Origin of the sequence: Helicobacter pylori (assembly GCF_001653475.1) — a bacterium.
GTDB classification, from domain to species: domain Bacteria; phylum Campylobacterota; class Campylobacteria; order Campylobacterales; family Helicobacteraceae; genus Helicobacter; species Helicobacter pylori_CM.
Window position 1 is genome coordinate 1,445,119 of the sequence record NZ_CP011487.1, and the last position, 18,231, is coordinate 1,463,349.

General features: G+C 40.1%; 17 protein-coding genes. 15 read left to right on the forward strand and 2 right to left on the reverse strand.

Annotated features, from left to right (window positions below; translation table 11 throughout):
- Positions 1-3: 3 nt before the first annotated feature.
- Positions 4-615, reverse strand: a complete 612-nt coding sequence (locus tag AA974_RS07010; protein ID WP_064433954.1) for a hypothetical protein — start codon at positions 613-615, stop codon at positions 4-6.
- 11 nt (positions 616-626) lie between these two features.
- On the reverse strand, positions 627-896 hold the full coding sequence (locus AA974_RS07015) for a NifU family protein (RefSeq protein WP_064433955.1): 270 nt from the start codon (positions 894-896) through the stop codon (positions 627-629).
- A 138-nt stretch (positions 897-1,034) separates the two neighbouring features.
- Here AA974_RS07015 and AA974_RS07020 point away from each other — a divergent pair, with 138 nt between their 5' ends.
- From AA974_RS07020 to flgA, 15 genes are all read left to right on the forward strand, one after another.
- Positions 1,035-2,636: an inorganic phosphate transporter gene (locus tag AA974_RS07020; RefSeq protein WP_064433956.1), complete on the forward strand. Its 1,602-nt coding sequence runs from the start codon at positions 1,035-1,037 to the stop codon at positions 2,634-2,636.
- Between the two features lie 105 nt (positions 2,637-2,741).
- Positions 2,742-4,091 (forward strand): hemolysin family protein, encoded by a 1,350-nt coding sequence (locus AA974_RS07025; protein WP_064433957.1) that lies wholly within the window; start codon positions 2,742-2,744, stop codon positions 4,089-4,091.
- On the forward strand, positions 4,088-5,626 hold the full coding sequence (locus AA974_RS07030; protein ID WP_064433958.1) for a TolC family protein: 1,539 nt from the start codon (positions 4,088-4,090) through the stop codon (positions 5,624-5,626). The genes AA974_RS07025 and AA974_RS07030 overlap by 4 nt, the downstream gene beginning before the upstream one ends.
- An 11-nt stretch (positions 5,627-5,637) precedes the next feature.
- Positions 5,638-6,627, forward strand: coding sequence for an HlyD family secretion protein (locus AA974_RS07035; RefSeq protein ID WP_080471068.1), 990 nt, complete (start codon positions 5,638-5,640; stop codon positions 6,625-6,627).
- Positions 6,628-6,638: 11 nt separating this feature from the next.
- Positions 6,639-7,736 (forward strand): ABC transporter permease, encoded by a 1,098-nt coding sequence (locus tag AA974_RS07040; protein ID WP_064433959.1) that lies wholly within the window; start codon positions 6,639-6,641, stop codon positions 7,734-7,736.
- Positions 7,733-8,863 carry an ABC transporter permease gene (locus AA974_RS07045; RefSeq protein WP_064433960.1) on the forward strand — a complete coding sequence of 377 codons (1,131 nt, stop codon included), beginning with the start codon at positions 7,733-7,735 and terminating at the stop codon, positions 8,861-8,863. The genes AA974_RS07040 and AA974_RS07045 overlap by 4 nt, the downstream gene beginning before the upstream one ends.
- Entirely contained in the window at positions 8,850-9,422 is a 573-nt protein-coding gene (locus tag AA974_RS07050) for a YigZ family protein (RefSeq protein ID WP_064433961.1), read from the forward strand. Before AA974_RS07045 ends, AA974_RS07050 begins: the two co-directional genes overlap by 14 nt.
- A 9-nt stretch (positions 9,423-9,431) precedes the next feature.
- On the forward strand, positions 9,432-9,878 hold the full coding sequence (hemJ, locus tag AA974_RS07055) for a protoporphyrinogen oxidase HemJ (RefSeq protein WP_064433962.1): 447 nt from the start codon (positions 9,432-9,434) through the stop codon (positions 9,876-9,878).
- 9 nt (positions 9,879-9,887) lie between these two features.
- Complete coding sequence (gene ubiE / locus AA974_RS07060; protein WP_064433963.1) at positions 9,888-10,628, forward strand: bifunctional demethylmenaquinone methyltransferase/2-methoxy-6-polyprenyl-1,4-benzoquinol methylase UbiE; 741 nt, start codon at positions 9,888-9,890, stop codon at positions 10,626-10,628.
- 9 nt (positions 10,629-10,637) lie between these two features.
- Positions 10,638-10,925 carry an exodeoxyribonuclease VII small subunit gene (locus AA974_RS07065; protein ID WP_064433964.1) on the forward strand — a complete coding sequence of 96 codons (288 nt, stop codon included), beginning with the start codon at positions 10,638-10,640 and terminating at the stop codon, positions 10,923-10,925.
- A 3-nt stretch (positions 10,926-10,928) separates the two neighbouring features.
- Positions 10,929-11,726, forward strand: a complete 798-nt coding sequence (locus AA974_RS07070; RefSeq protein WP_080471069.1) for a carbon-nitrogen hydrolase family protein — start codon at positions 10,929-10,931, stop codon at positions 11,724-11,726.
- Positions 11,727-12,974 carry a serine--tRNA ligase gene (gene serS, locus AA974_RS07075; RefSeq protein WP_064433965.1) on the forward strand — a complete coding sequence of 416 codons (1,248 nt, stop codon included), beginning with the start codon at positions 11,727-11,729 and terminating at the stop codon, positions 12,972-12,974.
- Positions 12,975-12,983: 9 nt separating this feature from the next.
- Positions 12,984-15,524: a tetratricopeptide repeat protein gene (locus tag AA974_RS07080; RefSeq protein ID WP_064433966.1), complete on the forward strand. Its 2,541-nt coding sequence runs from the start codon at positions 12,984-12,986 to the stop codon at positions 15,522-15,524.
- Positions 15,524-17,569 carry a DNA helicase UvrD gene (gene uvrD, locus AA974_RS07085; protein WP_064433967.1) on the forward strand — a complete coding sequence of 682 codons (2,046 nt, stop codon included), beginning with the start codon at positions 15,524-15,526 and terminating at the stop codon, positions 17,567-17,569. The genes AA974_RS07080 and uvrD overlap by 1 nt, the downstream gene beginning before the upstream one ends.
- Complete coding sequence (gene flgA, locus AA974_RS07090) at positions 17,566-18,222, forward strand: flagellar basal body P-ring formation chaperone FlgA (protein ID WP_064433968.1); 657 nt, start codon at positions 17,566-17,568, stop codon at positions 18,220-18,222. Before uvrD ends, flgA begins: the two co-directional genes overlap by 4 nt.
- Positions 18,223-18,231: the final 9 nt, after the last annotated feature.

Sequence of the window (18,231 nt, forward strand, 5' to 3'; positions counted from 1 at the left end):
TCTTTAAGCCTTATTGGATTTGAGGGCGTCTTCTAAAAGAGAACGCAAAAATTTATCGTAAATAAAAGAATCTTCATGCATGTTTTCAATGTAATTTATCGCTAATTCATAATAGCCATAGTGGTTCAATTCTTTCAAAAATTCATAAAAATCCTCTTTATTGTCAAAAATCACCCTAGAACTGAACATCAAATCTTCAAACGCTTCCTTAAAGCCGCGCTCCAAGCTCAAGCGTTTGAAATCCGCATACAAAATGCCATTCAATTCCTCGCTTTTTTGAGAAATTTGCGCATCAATCTTTTCAGCCATTTGGTTTAGCCCCTCATCAAAAGAAGCGATCAAATTGATGATTTGCTCTTCAGCCTGGTTTTTTAAACTCCGTTTTTGCATAGCGATCAAGCTTTGATACAATTCATAAAAGCTGTGGGCTTCTTTAGGGAAATCTTTAGCTATGTCGCTTAATAACGCTCCTACTTTGGCTTTTTGGTTGTCTTTATCCAAAAACAACACTTCAGAAAAAAGGCGTAACGCTTCAGCGTAACGGGCTTGTTTGAACGCTAAAAAGCCATCTTTAATCAACGCACGCTTTTTAAATTCATAATCAAACTTTTGCATGCCTATAATCCTTAAAGCTCGTGAAACTCCTTAGCGTTTTCTAAGCACACCACTTCTAAATTGGGGTGAATATCCATTTTAAGTTGCCTTTCAATGACATTTTTTAAAGTGATTTTACTGCTAGAGCAAGTTTTGCATGCTCCCTCTAAAGCCACATAAATTTTCATGCTTTTAATCCCCAACACTTCAATATTGCCGCCATCTTTGAGCAAGTAAGGGCGGATTTTTTCTATCACAATACGCACCGGTTTTTGTAAATCTTCATCGCTAAATTCTATCATTTTTTTAAACTCTCTTTAAAATTTTACTTTAAGATACCATATAATGAGCCATTTTTATCAAACAACGCTTTTTAAGAGCCATTCAAGGGCTAATTGGATAGAATAAGACCACTATTAGAATAAGGTTTTTATGACGATATGGAAATTAAAAACATCAAAGAGTTTGAAAAAGCTTCTAAAAAACTCCAAAAAGACACTTTAAAGATCGCTCTCGCTCTTTTGTTTCTCATTGGCGCTGCTTTGCTCGCTCTTGTTTTTGGGCAGGCTAATTCTAAGGGATTGTTGCTCATTTTTGCGGCTGTGATTGGGGGGTATATGGCGATGAATATTGGCGCGAATGATGTGTCTAATAATGTCGGTCCTGCCGTAGGCTCTAAAGCCATTAGCATGGGCGGGGCGATTTTGATTGCTGGGATTTGTGAAATGCTTGGAGCGATCATTGCTGGGGGGGAAGTGGTTTCTACGATTAAGGGCCGTATCGTTTCGCCTGAATCTATTAATGATGCACACATTTTCATTAATGTCATGTTGGCTAGCCTTTTGAGTGGGGCGTTGTGGTTGCATGTAGCGACTTTAATAGGCGCTCCTGTTTCCACTTCACACTCTGTGGTGGGGGGGATTATGGGGGCTGGAATGGCGGCAGCTGGAATGTCTGCTGTCAATTGGCATTTTTTATCAGGTATTGTGGCTAGTTGGGTGGTTTCGCCTTTAATGGGGGCTTTGATAGCCATGTTTTTTTTAATGCTCATTAAAAAGACCATCGCTTATAAAGAAGATAAAAAGAGCGCGGCTTTAAAGGTCGTGCCTTATTTGGTAGCGTTGATGAGCTTAACCTTTAGCTGGTATTTGATCGTTAAGGTTTTAAAACGCCTCTATGCGGTGGGTTTTGAAATCCAATTGGCTTTTGGCTGTATCCTTGCGCTTTTAATCTTTATCCTTTTTAAAAGATTTGTGTTAAAGAAAGCCCCGCAATTAGAAAACAGCCATGAAAGCATTAATGAGCTTTTTAATGTCCCTTTGATTTTTGCCGCTGCGCTTTTAAGCTTTGCACATGGGGCTAATGATGTGGCTAACGCTATAGGCCCTTTAGCCGCAATCAGTCAAACTTTAGAAGATGCGAGCAGCCCTATGGGGAATACTTTAAGCTCTGTGCCGTTGTGGATTATGGTAGTAGGGGCAGCTGGGATTGCTTTAGGCTTGAGTTTGTATGGGCCAAAGCTCATTAAAACGGTGGGGTCAGAAATCACAGAATTAGACAAAATGCAAGCTTTTTGCATCGCGCTTTCTGCAGTCATTACCGTGCTTTTAGCCTCTCAACTAGGCTTGCCCGTGAGCTCTACGCATATTGTGGTAGGTGCAGTGTTTGGGGTGGGCTTTTTAAGGGAGCGCTTAAGAGAGCAATCAAGAAGGCGTTTTGCTAGAATCAGAGACAACATTGTAGCTGCGCACTTTGGGGAAGATTTAGAAGAAATTGAAGGCTTCTTAGAGCGCTTTGATAAAGCCAATTTGAAAGAAAAATCGCTCATGCTAGAGAGCTTGAAAAAAAGCAAGAACACCGCCATCGCTTTGGAATTGAAAAAGAAAGAAAAAAAGTCGCTTAAAAAAGTGTATAAAGAAGAAGTGATCAAACGCTCTATTTTAAAAAAGATTGTTACCGCTTGGCTTGTAACCGTGCCGGTTTCTGCGCTTTTGGGGGCGCTTCTTTTTGTGGCTCTTGGTTTTATAGAAAAGTATTTCTAGGGTTTTTAAAGGCTTGATTTTTAAAGTTAGGCTTAATCTTTTATGTTAAAATTCTAAGATTTTATATTTATTTTATATTTATCGTTGGGTTTTAGGTTTAAAATCATGGGGAGGAATCAAGGAGCTTATTTGGATCCGTCTGAATCAATTCTGATGTTGATGGTTGCTTTTTTATTGGTGCTGTTGAACGCTTTTTTTGTGCTTTCAGAGTTTGCCCTTGTGAAAGTGCGTAAAACCCGCTTAGAAGAGCTGGTTAAAATCGGTAATTCCAACGCTAAACTCGCTTTAAAGATGAGTCAAAGACTAGACACTTATTTGAGCGCAACGCAGTTAGGCATCACCCTTTCTTCATTAGCTTTAGGCTGGGTGGGTGAGCCTGCTATCGCAAAATTGTTAGCCGCGCTGTTTGAGTCTATGGATTTGAGAGAAAATCCTATTTTTATCCATTCAGTGAGCGTGGTTATAGCGTTTTTAAGCATCACTTTTTTGCATGTCGTGCTAGGTGAGATTGTGCCTAAGTCTTTAGCGATCGCTAAATCTGAAAAAGCCGCTCTTTTTGCCGCACGCCCCTTGCATGTGTTTTGGGTCGTGTTTTATCCGGTGGTGCACTTGTTTGATGTGATCGCTCATTTCTTTTTAAAAAAAGTGGGCATCAATCCTAAAGAGCATGAGGGCACGCATTCTGAAGAAGAGTTAAAAATCATTGTGGGCGAGAGTTTAAGAGAGGGCATTATTGATTCAGTGGAGGGTGAAATCATTAAAAACGCGGTGGATTTTTCTGACACGAGTGCTAAAGAAATCATGACCCCACGAAAAGACATGGTGTGTTTGGACGAAGAAAACAGCTATGAAGAAAATATAGACATTGTTTTAAAAAGCCGTTTCACGCGCTACCCTTATTGTAAGGGTTCTAAGGATAACATTATCGGCATGGTGCATATTAGGGACTTGCTTTCTCGCTCTATTTTTACCCCTAAAATGCATGATCTCAAGCAAATCGTTAGGAAAATGATCATCGTTCCCGAAAGCGCTTCTATTTCTCAAATCCTTATTAAAATGAAAAAAGAGCAAATCCATACCGCTTTGGTGATTGATGAATACGGCGGCACAGCCGGGTTGCTCACTATGGAAGATATTATTGAAGAGATCATGGGCGAGATTAGTGACGAATACGACTTGAAGCAAGAGGGCGTGAATAAGCTTGAAGAGGGCGTGTTTGAATTAGAGGGCATGCTGGATTTAGAGAGCGTAGAAGAAGTGCTTCACATTGAATTTGACAAAGAATGCGAGCAGGTAACGCTTGGGGGCTATGTTTTTAGCTTATTAGAGCGCATGCCTATGGAGGGGGATATAATCGTTTCGCATGGGTATGTTTTTGAAGTCTTAAGCGTGGATGGGGCTAGGATAAAACGCTTAAAAGCGAGTAAAGAAAATAAGGATAGGATAAAGGAATGAGCGTAAAAAAAACAACCCTCTTTGTATTGAGCTTGTTATTCAATAGCTCTTTGAACGCTGTTGATGGAGTTTCTAAAACCGATCTTTCTTCTTTGAGCATGGCTGAAAATAGCGCGCCTTTGAACCATCCTAACGCTCAAAAACTCTCTTTAAAAAACGCATGGACTAGGGTATTGTCTGACCATGAAGGCTTGCATGCGCAAGAATACGCCATTAAGCGAGCGAGTAAAATGAAATTAGCGGCTAAGCTCTCTTTTTTGCCTCAAATTGATTTGAGCGCTTTTTATGTGTATCTCTCTAACCCTATTAAAATGGATTTTGCCAGCCAAAAACAACCGGGCGTGCAAAAAGCCACCAACCAGATCCATCAAGGCTTGCAAAATATCCAAAATGGGGTCCCTCCCCAACTCATCACTCCTCAAATCCAAGCGGGCATGCAAGGGGTGATGCAAGGTTTTGGGGCTTTGAGCAGCACTTTAGAAGCCCCCCTATTGTTTTCTAAGCAAAATGTGGTGATTGGGGCTTTGAGCATTATTTATCCTCTTTATATGGGTGGGGCCAGATTCACGATGGTGCGCATTGCGGATTTGATGCAAAAAGACGCCAATGAAGTGTATCGCTTGAAAAAGCTTTCCACTTTTCAAGAGCTTGTGAGCGTGTATTATGGCATGGTGTTAAACACAGAAGTGGCTGAAACTTTAGAAGAAGTAGAAAAGGGTCATTATAAGCATTTCCAAAACGCTTTGAAAATGCAAAAAGTAGGGCAAATCGCTAGGGTAGAAACCTTAGGCGCTCAAGTGGCTTATGATAAGGCCCATATCGCTAGCGTTAAGGCTAAAGATGTGTTAGAAGTTTCGCAGCTCTCGTTCAATTCTATTTTGTCTAGCAAAGACGATCTAGCGCCTTCAAGCAAATTAGAGATCCACACAGAGAAAAATCTGCCCGATTTGAGCTTTTTTGTTGCTTCCACGCTCAATTCTTACCCGGCTTTAAAGACTTTAGAAAATCAGGTTCAAATTTCTAAAGAAAACACGAAACTACAAATCGCTAAGTTCTTGCCCCAAGTGAGTTTTTTTGGCTCTTATATCATGAAACAAAACAATTCGGTGCTTGAAGACATGATCCCTAGTTGGTTTGTGGGCGTGGCCGGGCGCATGCCCATACTCTCCCCCACAGGGCGTATCCAAAAATACCAAGCGAGCAAATTAGCGGAGTTGCAAGCAAATAGCGAGCAAATCCAGGCTAAAAAAAACATGGAATTGTTAGTGAATAAGACTTATAAAGAGACGCTTTCTTATTTGAAAGAATACAAAAGCTTGCTTTCTAGCGTGGAATTAGCCAAGGAAAACTTAAAACTCCAAGAGCAGGCTTTTTTACAAGGCTTGAGCACGAACGCTCAAGTCATTGATGCGAGGAACACGCTTTCTTCTATCATCGTGGAGCAAAAAAGCGTGGCTTATAAATACATTGTTTCATTAGCGAATTTAATGGCGTTAAGCGATCATATTGATTTATTTTATGAATTTGTTTATTAAAGGAAAAAATCATGTCAAATAGCATGTTGGATAAAAATAAAGCGATTCTTACAGGGGGTGGGGCTTTATTATTAGGGCTAATCGTGCTTTTTTATTTGGCTTATCGCCCTAAGGCTGAAGTGTTGCAAGGGTTTTTGGAAGCCAGAGAATACAGCGTGAGCTCCAAAGTCCCTGGCCGCATTGAAAAGGTGTTTGTTAAAAAAGGCGATCGCATTAAAAAGGGCGATTTGGTTTTTAGCATTTCTAGCCCTGAATTAGAAGCCAAGCTCGCTCAAGCTGAAGCCGGGCATAAAGCCGCTAAAGCGCTTAGCGATGAAGTCAAAAGAGGCTCAAGAGATGAAACGATTAATTCTGCAAGAGACATTTGGCAAGCGGCAAAATCTCAAGCGACTTTAGCCAAAGAGACTTATAAGCGCGTTCAAGATTTGTATGATAATGGCGTGGCGAGTTTGCAAAAGCGCGATGAAGCCTATGCGGCTTATGAAAGCACGAAATACAACGAGAGTGCGGCTTACCAAAAGTATAAAATGGCTTTAGGGGGGGCGAGCTCTGAAAGTAAGATTGCCGCTAAGGCTAAAGAGAGCGCGGCTTTAGGGCAAGTGAATGAAGTGGAGTCCTATTTAAAAGATGTCAAAGCTACAGCCCCTATTGATGGGGAAGTGAGTAATGTGCTTTTAAGCGGTGGTGAGCTTAGCCCTAAGGGTTTTCCTGTGGTTTTAATGGTAGATTTAAAGGATAGTTGGTTAAAAATCAGCGTGCCTGAAAAGTATTTGAACGACTTTAAGGTGGGCAAGGAATTTGAAGGTTATATCCCAGCGTTGGAAAAAAGTGCGAAATTCAGGGTCAAATATTTGAGCGTGATGGGGGATTTTGCGACCTGGAAAGCGACGAATAATTCCAACACTTATGACATGAAAAGCTATGAAGTGGAAGCCATACCCTTAGAAAAGTTGGAAAATTTTAGGGTAGGGATGAGCGTGTTAGTTACTATTAAACCTTAGAAAGGATTGTTTTGTTCAGATTGATAAGCGCATGGGTTTTACAAGACAAGTTCTTGTTTATCGTGTGTTTTATATTGCCTTTTTGTTTAGGGGTTTTAGGCACGCAAATCTTTAAACAAGAAATCCCAAGACAGCTCCCTATCGTGGTGGTGGATTTGGATAAGACCACTACGAGCCATCAGGTAGCGTTTGAATTAGGCGCAACGAGCGCGCTTGAAATCAAATACCAAGTGGCTAGCCTTTTAGAAGCCAAACGCTTTTTAAACTCCGCTGAAGTGTATGGGGCGTTAGTTTTGCCTAAAGATCTAGAGAAAAAAATCAAAATGGGGCGAAAGGTGGATTTGCCCTTTTATTATAATGCGGAATATGTTTTGGTGGGGAAAACGCTCAAAAACGCTTTTTTACAAACCGCTTTGACTTTAGACGCTAAAACCTTAGCCACCAAAGCTCTAGTGCGAGATTCCAATTTGATTTCTGCTAAGGCCCAAGCGGTGCCTATTGTTTTGCAATTGCATGCGCTATACAATGAAGAAAACAATTACACGCAATACCTTTTAAGCGTGATGCTGCCTTGCATGTGGCTTATTTTTATTGCGATTGGCATGCTCAATTTCATTCAAAAAGCCTCTAACATGCGCGAGCTTTTAATCAGTATTGCAGCGAATGTGTGTGTGTTTAGTTTTTGGGGGATGGGCATGGCGTTTTATTTTAATTTCATTGGCATGGAGGGGCATTATGCGCATTTGTTGTTGGTCTTTTTGGCGGTAGTTTTAATGGCGTTTGTTATGAGCGGGTTTGTGGTGTTGGTTTATGGCGTTTCAAAAAGCGTTATTGAAACCGCTGGCGCGATTGGGGTCTATACCGCTCCAAGCTTTGCGTTTGCTGGGGTTACTTACCCGCAAAACAACATGGAAATTTTTGGGAGTTTCTGGAGCCATTGCTTGCCTATTAGCCATTTTATGAAGTTCTTTTTACAAGAGGCCTATTACAAGACGGATTTTACAGAATCTTTAAATTCGTTAATGCCGCTTGTGTTCTTTTTAATCTTTCTAGTCTTAGGGCTTTTGATTTTTTATTTCTCTTTTAAAAAAGACAGGGCTAGCGCATGAATTTTTTTAAAATCCTTTTAATGGAATTAAGGGCTATTGTTTCTCATAAGGGCGTTTTGCTAATCCTTATAGGCGCTCCTTTAATCTATGGCTTATTATACCCTTTGCCTTATTTAAGAGACATCGTAACGCAGCAAAAAATCGCCCTTGTAGATGAAGACAATTCCTTTCTTTCCAGGCAATTAGCTTTCATGGCGCAAAGCTCCAACGAGTTAGAAATCGCTTTTTTTAGCCCCTCTATGCTAGAAGCCAAAAAGCTTTTAAAAGAAGAAAAAATTTATGGGATCTTGCACATCCCTTCGCATTTTGAAGCCAATATCCATAAGCAAGTGCCGGTAACGATAGATTTTTATGCAAATTCCAATTACTTTTTGATTTATGGCGCCTTAGCGAATGCTATAGTGGAGAGCACCAACGCTTTAAATGATAAAATAAGGTTCAAACGCAACGCCCAAATAGAAGAAGCTGAATTGGGGACAGACGGGATTAAAATCAGGCCTATCGCTCTGTATAACCCTAGTGAGGGGTATTTGAATTACGCGCTCTCTAGCGTGTTTATTTTTATTTTGCACCAGGTGATGCTCATTGCAAGCAGCATGTTTGTCAGCTCCAGGCGCTTGGAATTAGCCCTTTTAGACAAGAAACAAATCGCTTTAAGGCAATTTGCAAGGCTTTTGATCTTTATGGGAGCGTTTAGCGTTTTTATTTTATGGTATTTTGGGGCGCTGTTTTCTTTTTATGGGATCGAACGGCATGCGAGCGCTTTAATGGTGTTATTAAATAGCGCCATCTTCATGCTCGCAACCTTGAGTTTGGGGTTGTTTTTAGGCGCATGGATCAAAAATGAAGCCCACACCACTCAAATCGTTTTAATTTCTTCTTTGCCCTTGATTTTTATGATGGGTTTTGTGTGGCCTTTTGAATCCTTGCCCTCTTATTTACAGATTTTCGTTCAAATCGTGCCTGCTTATCATGGGATTAGTTTGCTAGGGCGATTGAATCAAATGCATGCGGAATTTATGGATGTGTCCATCCATTTTTATGCGCTGATTGTGATTTTTATCGTGAGTTTTATAGGGAGTGTCTTCAAACTCAGTTCTTTAAAGAAAGCTTGTGAAAACGCTTAAAAATCTCATCGCTTCCAAGCACCAGACTAAAGCGTCTCGCTTTTTAGGGTATCTTATGCCTTTTGATGATTTTGAAAAAACCTTTTTACAATTGAAAAAAGAGCATTTTAAAGCCGCGCATTTTGTAACAGCGTTTCGCTATTGTTTGGAGGGCAAAATCACAGAGGGTTTTAGCGATGATGGCGAGCCTAAAGGGAGTTCAGGGATGCCTATGCTTAGCATTTTGAGACGAGAGGATTTAATCAATACAGGATTAGTGAGCGTGCGTTATTTTGGAGGCACGCTTTTAGGGGTGGGGGGCTTGATGAAAGCTTATGCCACTAGCGCGTTACTGTGCGTAGAAAACGCTAAAAGAGAAAACGCTTTTAAGGATTTTGTAGAGTTGGAAACTTTAAGCGCTCATTATTCTTACAAAGAATTAGACGCTCTTCAGCGTGAAATTAAGAAATTTAGCTTACAATTAAGCAAAAAGAATTTTTCAAACCAAAGCGTGGAAGTGGAAATCAGCGGTGCGAGAGAAAATTTGCGAGCGTTTTTACAACAAAATAAGATAAATTAGGGAGAGAGTATGGAATTTTTGAGCGGGTATTTTTTATGGGTTAAGGCTTTCCATGTGATAGCGGTCATTTCGTGGATGGCGGCGTTATTTTATTTACCGCGCCTTTTTGTCTATCATGCAGAAAACGCGCATAAAAAGGAGTTTGTAGGAGTGGTTCAAATCCAAGAAAAAAAGCTTTATTCCTTTATCGCTTCACCGGCTATGGGTTTTACGCTTATTACAGGGATTTTAATGCTGTTGATAGAGCCTACGCTCTTTGAAAGTGGGGGCTGGTTGCATGCTAAATTGGCTTTAGTGGTTTTACTTTTAGCTTATCATTTTTATTGCAAAAAATGCATGCGCGAGCTGGAAAAAGACCCTACAAGAAGAAACGCAAGGTTTTATCGTGTGTTTAATGAGGCGCCAACGATCTTAATGATTCTCATTGTGATTTTAGTGGTTGTCAAGCCTTTTTAAAGACAAGCCATGAAGAAAGAAAAGCGTCTCGATCAAGAAAAAATCATCAACATGTTTGATGATATAGCCAGATCTTACGATCAAGCCAACCGCTTGATGAGTTTTGGTTTAGACGTTAAATGGCGAGAAAGGGCTTGCGAGCATGCGTTTTTGTTTTTGGAGAATAAGAAAGCGTTAAGGCTTGTGGATGTGGCATGCGGGACGGGGGATATGCTTGTTGCTTGGCAAAAAAGCGCTTTAAATTGCGCTATAGAGTTTAAGGAATGTTTGGGGATTGACCCCTCTAATAACATGCTTGAATTAGCCGTTAAAAAATTTGAGAAGCTTGAAAACAAAGTTTCTTTCATTCAGGCTCAAGCCAAAGATTTAAAAGGCGTTGGAGATAACAGCGTGGATATTCTCTCTATTGCGTATGGCTTGCGTAATATCGTGGAAAGACAAGAGGCCTTAAAAGAGTTTTTTAGGGTGTTAAAACCTAGGGGCGTTTTAGTGATTTTAGAATTTTTAAAAAAGGACAACCCCACATGGCTGGATAAAATCTCAGGGTTTTACACGAATAAGGTTCTGCCTTTAGTGGGAGGGGCTATCAGCAAGAATTATGGCGCTTATTCTTATTTACCGCAATCCATTGAGGGGTTTTTGAGTTTAGAGGGTTTGAAACATGAATTAGAAAACGCAGGGTTTGAGATCTTAAGAACTGAAGATTCTATCGCTCAAATTTCAACGACCATGCTTGTTAAAAAAAGCTAAAGGAATGCCATGCAAGATGAATTATTTGAAACCGAAAAAGCCCCCCAAAAAAACACTAAAAACACTAAAAACACTAAAAACACTAAAAACACTAAAAACGCCCCTAAAAAAAGCTTTGAAGAGCATATCCATTCCCTAGAGCAAGCCATAGATCGCTTGAATGATCCTAATTTGTCCTTAAAAGACGGGATGGATTTGTATAGAACGGCCATGCAAGAGTTGTTTTTGGCTCAAAAGCTTTTAGAAAACGCTTATTCAGAGTATGAAAAACTCCAAACGCCAGACAAAAAGGCTTAAAGGATGCGAGTGTTTGCTTTGCAATTGGAATCTTTTAAAGAAACTCTCATGCAATCTTTGTTCAACTCTATACCCGAGCGGAGCGTAATCGTGTTGCCTGAATACGTGATCAACCCCTTTTTCCACCATAACATGGGGTTGGATTTGAATGAAATCAGCACACAGTCTGTGCGAGCGATTGAGCTTTTGCTTCAAAAATGCGAAGAATCAGACTTGATCGTCTCAGCCCCGGTGCTTTTAGAAGAAAATTCTAAAATCTATAAAAAAATCGCCCTTATTTCTAAAGAAAGCGTGAAATATTACACGCAACAACGCTTAATCCCCTATCCTCACTGGGATGAAGAGAGCTTTTTTGATAATGAGAAAAGCGCTTTTAAAGAATTGCTTGTCTTTGAGAGAGACGGCTTAAGAATCGCCCCTTTGTTTGGCTTTGAAGCGCATTTTGATGAAATATGGGTTCAGGCTAAAAATCAGGGCGTGGATGTGGTGCTTTTAAGCAGTGTGGCTACATTTGAGTCCAATGAAAGGTGGCGGCTTTTGTGCCAGATGCGTGCTTTTTGCGCTTCTTGCGTGGTGGTTAGGGCTAATAGAATCGGAGCGTATCGCCAAATCATTGTAGAAGAAAATCAAAAAAACGAATTTTTATGGAAATTTTATGGGGATAGTTTTGTGGCTTTACCTAATGGCGCTATTGGAGATTCTTTAGAGGGTAAAATGGGGGCTTTGAGCGCTCAAATGGATAAAAACGATATAGATGAATGGGCTAAATTGTGGCATTTTAGAACGATTAAAGAGGGTTGAATGATTGATAAAAAACTTTTATTGCAAGATTTTGACAGGGTGGCTCTTTCCTTAAAAAAGCGTAACAATGCGATGGGTGATGGATTGGAGCGTTTGCGCGAAGTCATCACGCATTATAAAAAACAACTCATTGAATTAGAAGGCTTGCAAGCCTTTCAAAACAAGGTTTCTAAAGAATTTGGTATCAAAATGGCTCAAAAAGTGGATACAAGCGATCTCAAAAAAGAGCTAGAAAACAATAAAATCAAACTGAATGAGCTTTCCAAAAGCGTGAGCGAATTGGAGCAACAAATAGATTTAACGCTTTCAATAATCCCTAATTTAGTGGATGAAAAAACCCCTTTAGGCGCAAGCGAAGAAGACAATATGGAAATTAAAAAAATCTTAACCCCCAGAAATTTTACTTTCAAACCCAAAGAGCATTTTGAACTCGCTCAAAAAAATGGCTGGATTGATTTTGAAAGCGGCGTGAAGCTCGCCAAAAGCCGTTTTTCTGTCATCAGGGGTTTTGGGGCTAAAGTTTATCGCGCACTCATTCATTTAATGTTGGATTTTAATGAAAAAAATGGCTTTGAAATCATCTACACGCCGGCGTTAGTGAATGAAAAAATGCTTTTTGGGACCGGGCAATTGCCCAAATTCAAAGAAGATGTTTTCAAAATAGAAAATGAAAATTTGTATCTGATCCCCACCGCTGAAGTAACGCTCACCAATCTATACAACGACACGATTGTTAGCGTTGAAAATCTCCCCATTAAAATGACCGCACACACGCCTTGTTTCAGGAGCGAAGCAGGGAGTGCGGGCAAGGACACAAGGGGGATGATAAGACAGCACCAGTTTGATAAAGTAGAGCTAGTGGCTATCACGCACCCTAAAGAAAGCGATGCGATGCAAGAGCATATGTTAGAGAGCGCGAGCACGATTTTAAAGGCTTTGGAATTACCGCACCGGTTTGTGCAATTGTGCAGCGGGGATTTAGGCTTTAGTGCGAGCAACACGATAGATATTGAAGTGTGGCTGCCCGGGCAAAATTGCTACAGAGAAATCAGCTCGGTGTCTAACACGAGAGATTTTCAAGCCAGGCGCTCAAAAATCCGCTTCAAAGAAAATCAAAAAAACCAATTAGCGCACACCTTAAACGGCTCTTCTTTGGCGGTAGGCAGGACGATGGTCGCTTTAATGGAAAACCACCAGCAAGTGGATGGGAGCATCCACATTCCTAAGGCGTTAGAAAAATACCTTTAAGGCTAGCTTGTGCTGAATGAAGAGCAAAATTCTAAAGGATTAGAAGAAAAAGGGGGCGAAAACAGAAACGAAAAAGAAGCCCCTTTAAAGGGCATTCATTCTAAAATCCCCTCTTTTAAGCAGGCTTTAGAGCAGACACTCAATAAAATCAAAAGCTCTAAAGAGTTTTTTAAACAATTCTTACACGATAAAAAAAGGCTTTATATCGCGCTTGGGATATTCTTTTCACTCATTGCGCTCATTGTGGCTTTGAGTTTATTGCTAGGGCATAAAAAAGAAAGCCAACCCACTTCTTTGCAAACTAATAGCGCCACCACTAATAACGAAACGCCTAACGATACCAACAACGCTAACAACTCAGAAGCCGAGGGGCAAATAGAGAATTTAGACTTACCCGATTTAATCGGCAAAGACTCCCTCAAACGAAACGATGAGAATCAAGTGGATGCGATGATGAAAAAAGCGAGCCTTTTATACGAGCAAGGGCAAAAAGATGAAGCTTTGCATTTGTTTGATAAGGCCGCTTCTTTTTCGCAAGGGATTGCGAGCCATAATTTAGGGGTGATTAAGTTTAAAGAAAAGGACTTTAACGGGGCGTTGGATTTGTTTGATTCTAGCATCGCTTCTAAAGAAAATGCGAGCGTGAGCGCAATTGATGCGTTAGTGAGCGCTTATCATTTGCAAGATGCGGATTTGTATTATCATTATCTAAAAATCGCAAGAGACACTTTGTATAAAGATTATAAAAAGTCTTTTTATTCCTACGCTTACGCACTCAAATCCTATTACGCTGGAGAGTATTTTGAAGCCCTTTCCCCCTTAATGCACCCTAATTCCAACGCTTTTTTAAAACCTAACGCACGCCTAGCGTCTCAATTGTTTTTGATGTTTAAAGATGAAACGAACGCTTATAAACAATTACAAAAAAGCGCAAACGCCCAAGATGAGCTTGCTTTAGGGCTTTTGCAGGCGCGTTTGGGCCATTACAAACAGGCTTTGGAACATTTGCAGCATTATTTGCACAACTACCCTAAAGATTTAAACGCTTTAATGGCTTTGGAATTAGTGAGTTTGAAAAAAGGCGACACCCTTAAAGCGAGCGAAGCCTTAAAACTAGCCAGCCACACGAAAGAAGACACGCTATTAGCCAACTCTTTTTACCCCATCAAGCCCACTATAAACCCTGTTTTTTTAGACAAAGAAAGAGCCAAAGAGCGTTTTTGGAACACGCAATATTTTGAAGGCAAAAGGGATTTTATCTACCGCTTGCTCTTTTATTACGCCCCTTTTAAGGTTTTAGACTCTAAGGAAACCTTAGGCGTGATTGAAGAGGGGTTGTTTCTTTTAGACTCTGATGCCAAAAAGGATTTAGAGGGGGCAAGCCTTGCTTTTAAAAGGGGGCGTTTGATGGCGATAGCGGATAAAAACGCGCTCAAAGGGTTGAAAGCGTTAGAAAACAAGCGCTTAAAAAAAGCCCTTTCTTTTTTTGATTTGTCTTTAAAAAACAGCCCCAATAACGCGCTCCTCCATTATAATACGGGCTTGATTTATGCGCAATTAGAAAATTACCACAAAGCTTATTTCCATTTTTTAAGGGCTTTCCATTTGAATTCTGCGGATTATTTGAGCGCGATTTTTGCGGTTTTAGCCTCGCATTTCACCCACGAAGACACCACGGAGTTTTTAAGAGAAATCACAGAGAATTTTTACAGTCAGGATTTTTCTAGCCCCACGCAAAAAGCTTTACTATCTTCGCTCATCGCTTATTTGAATTACCGCACCAATTGGGATATGGACTGGCTTAAAAACGCCCCTAAAAAGCTCCCTTTTTATTACGCGCTAGAAGCGGTGTTTGCTAAAGAGAGCAAGGATAAAAAATTGATGGTGCAATCTTTTGGGAATTTGAAAAAAATGCTCCCTAAAGATCTCATCTCTAATATCTTTTATGAAATCGTTTCGTATTATGATGCGAGCATCCGCCACACTTTAAGCATTTACACCCTTTTAGATTCGCATAAAATCAGTTGGGATCAAACCATGCAAGGGCCTATTTTGGGGCGTCATTTCTACACTTACATGGGATTTATGGTCAATGATTTAGATCATCAAGAAAAATTATTAGAACACAAAATCGCCAGTTTAGAAGAGAGCGAAGCTCCTAACGATTGGTTAGAAAATTTAGCGCTAGTGAGTTTGTTTCAAGGGCAGTATGAAAAAGCGAGCGCGTTGTATCAAAACTTAATTAACGGGCTTAAGGACAATGAGGTGCGCTTAAAAATCCTAGCGGGTTTAACCTATATCGCGCAAAGCAATTACAATAACGCCGCTTTATGGCTAGAGCTTGGGAAACTAGACGATCCTAATAATGAAAATATCCGTTACGCTTTAGGGTTGTTGTATCAAAGAAAAGGGGATCTCAAATCAGCGCTAAACCATTTTTTAGCCATTAAAACCTCTGATTTTTCTTCGCCTTATTTTGATTTTGAAATTGACACCAACCTTTTAAAAGAGCGTTTGAACCAAGAAAAAAAGGGCGAGTTTTTAGAATAATGGATTTTGAAAAAAGCATTTTAGACCATTTAAATGAAGCGCAAAAAATCGCTGCAAGCCACATTCAAGGGCCTTTGCTGATTTTAGCGGGAGCTGGGAGCGGTAAGACTAAGACTTTAACGAGCCGTTTAGCGTATTTGATTGGCGCTTGTGGCGTGCCTAGCGAGAACACTTTAACGCTCACTTTCACCAATAAAGCGAGTAAAGAAATGCAAGAAAGGGCTTTGAAATTGTTGAAAAACCAAGCCCTTATCCCCCCCTTGCTTTGCACTTTCCATCGTTTTGGTTTGCTGTTTTTAAGGCAACACATGAGCCTTTTAAAAAGAGCGTGCGATTTTTCGGTGTTAGATAGCGATGAAGTCAAAACGCTGTGCAAACAGCTCAAAATTTCAAGCTTTAGAGCCAGTATTTCTCAAATCAAAAACGGCATGATTGATTTAAGCATGCAAGATAGCGAATGTTATAAAGCGTATGAACTTTATCAAAACGCGCTTAAAAAAGACAATTTAGTGGATTTTGACGATTTGCTTTTTTTAAGCCTTAAGATTTTACAAGATAATGAAACCATCGCCAAAGAGACTAGCGAGCGCTACCATTACATCATGGTAGATGAGTATCAAGACACGAACGCCCTGCAATTGGAGCTTTTAAAAAAATTGAGTTTCACGCACCATAATTTGTGCGTGGTGGGCGATGACGATCAGAGCATTTATGGTTTTAGGGGGGCTGATATTTCTAACATTTTAAATTTTCCCAAACATTTTAAAGGGGCTAAGGTGGTGAAATTGGAGACCAACTACCGCTCCAGCGCTGAAATTTTAGCGTGCGCTAACTCCCTTATTAGCCATAACCAACACCGCCATAAAAAAACGCTTCAAAGTTTTAAGGGACCGCATAAAAGCGTGGTTTGTAAAGAATATTTGACGCAAAAAGAAGAGAGCCTGGATGTGGCTTATCAAATCAAAGCCCTTTTAAAGAAGGGCGAAAATTTAGAAAATATCGCTATTTTGTATCGCTTAAACGGGATTAGCCGCAGCATTGAAGAGGGCTTGAACGCTTTGAATATCCCCTATAGGCTTATTGGGGCGGTGAGTTTCTATGAAAGAGCAGAGGTTAAAGACGCTTTGGCGTTCATGCATTTAGTGGCTAAAAAAGACGATCGCTTTTTTATCAGGCGCGTTTTAAACAAACCCCCAAGAGGCCTTGGCAAGATCACTCAAGAATGGATTTTTTCTCTTTTAGATGATGGGGATTTGAATTTAGAAGAAGCGCTAAAACTTGGGGCGTTTAAAGGCAAACTAAACCCTAAAAACGAATACGCTTTGAATCAATTTATCGCTATGATAGGGCGTTTGAGGGAGGCTTTTGAAATTTCAGTAGAGAAGTTTTGCGAGCGGTTTTTAGAAGAAACCAACCTTTTAAAAAGCTATGAAAAAGAAGACAATTACGAAGAAAGAGAGGGCTTTGTTAAAGAGCTTTTAACCTTAGTGAAAGAGCATTTTAAAACGAACCCCACGCATTCTTTATTGGATTTTTTGAATGAAAGCGTTTTAGATGCCCATAATACAGAAAATGCGCAAAAAGTGAGTTGCATGAGCGTGCATATGAGCAAGGGCTTGGAGTTTAAGCATGTGTTTGTGATCGGATTAGAAGAAGGGTTTTTCCCGCATAGGGGGTTCAATCAAGAAAGCGATTTAGAAGAAGAAAGGCGCTTGGCTTACGTAGCGATCACTAGGGCTAAAGAAGAATTGCAACTCTCTTATGTTCAAGAGCGTTTGTATTTTGGGAGGAAAATTTCTTGCTCGCCCTCTGTGTTTTTAGAAGAAGCCAAGTTGCTCAAACAAGACAAACCCCCTAAACAGGATTATAAAAAAGACGCGCCCATTAAAGTGGGGGACTTGATTAAGCATAAACTTTTTGGCACCGGTAGGGTTTTAGGCGTAGAAAAAGGCTTGAGCGGTTTGTGCTTGAAAATCAATTGCGGAGGGAATGTCTATGATAAAATCTCAGAAAAATTTGTAGAAAAAGTGGATAACGGGTTTTGAAAATTTTAATCCTTTTTTTTATCTGTTTAAACGCACTATTCGCCCTAGATTCAAACGCGCTTAAAACAGCGATTAAAGAAGCTTACCTTAAAGAATACAAAGACTTAAAATTAGAAATTGAAACCATTAACTTAGAAATCCCAGAGCGCTTTTCTAACGCTCCAATTTTAAGCTATGAATTAAACGCTTTTAATAAACTTAAAAAAGACGGGGTCGTGTTTTTAAGGTTAGAAAATGAGCCGAATTTACGCCTACCGGTGCGTTATAGCGTGACAGGCAGCATGCAGGCTTTTAAAAGCGTAGGAGCGATTAAAAAAGATGAAAACATCACCACTAACAACACTAAAAAAGAGCGCGTTTTGTTTGGTGCGCTTTCTAACCCCTTATTAGAGGGCGCGATCGATAAAGTGAGCGCGAAAAATTTTATCCCCCCTAACACGCTTTTAAGCACGGATAAAACCCAAGCCTTAATCATCGTGCGTAAAAACGACATTATCACCGGGGTGTATGAAGAAGGGCAAATCAGCATAGAAATAAGCCTAAAAGCCCTAGAAAATGGTGCACTCAATCAAATCATTCAAGCGAAAAATTTAGAAAGCAATAAAATACTGAAAGCAAAAGTGTTGAGCAGCTCTAAAGCGCAAATCTTATAAAGGACATTC

Bases quoted from the DNA above. Each gene is read 5' to 3' on its own strand.
- AA974_RS07010 (WP_064433954.1), bottom strand. From the start codon at position 615: ATGCAAAAGTTTGATTATGAATTTAAAAAGCGTGCGTTGATTAAAGAT.
- AA974_RS07015 (WP_064433955.1), bottom strand. From the start codon at position 896: ATGATAGAATTTAGCGATGAAGATTTACAAAAACCGGTGCGTATTGTG.
- AA974_RS07020 (WP_064433956.1), top strand. From the start codon at position 1,035: ATGGAAATTAAAAACATCAAAGAGTTTGAAAAAGCTTCTAAAAAACTC.
- AA974_RS07025 (WP_064433957.1), top strand. From the start codon at position 2,742: ATGGGGAGGAATCAAGGAGCTTATTTGGATCCGTCTGAATCAATTCTG.
- AA974_RS07030 (WP_064433958.1), top strand. From the start codon at position 4,088: ATGAGCGTAAAAAAAACAACCCTCTTTGTATTGAGCTTGTTATTCAAT.
- AA974_RS07035 (WP_080471068.1), top strand. From the start codon at position 5,638: ATGTCAAATAGCATGTTGGATAAAAATAAAGCGATTCTTACAGGGGGT.
- AA974_RS07045 (WP_064433960.1), top strand. From the start codon at position 7,733: ATGAATTTTTTTAAAATCCTTTTAATGGAATTAAGGGCTATTGTTTCT.
- hemJ (WP_064433962.1), top strand. From the start codon at position 9,432: ATGGAATTTTTGAGCGGGTATTTTTTATGGGTTAAGGCTTTCCATGTG.
- ubiE (WP_064433963.1), top strand. From the start codon at position 9,888: ATGAAGAAAGAAAAGCGTCTCGATCAAGAAAAAATCATCAACATGTTT.
- AA974_RS07065 (WP_064433964.1), top strand. From the start codon at position 10,638: ATGCAAGATGAATTATTTGAAACCGAAAAAGCCCCCCAAAAAAACACT.
- AA974_RS07070 (WP_080471069.1), top strand. From the start codon at position 10,929: ATGCGAGTGTTTGCTTTGCAATTGGAATCTTTTAAAGAAACTCTCATG.
- serS (WP_064433965.1), top strand. From the start codon at position 11,727: ATGATTGATAAAAAACTTTTATTGCAAGATTTTGACAGGGTGGCTCTT.
- uvrD (WP_064433967.1), top strand. From the start codon at position 15,524: ATGGATTTTGAAAAAAGCATTTTAGACCATTTAAATGAAGCGCAAAAA.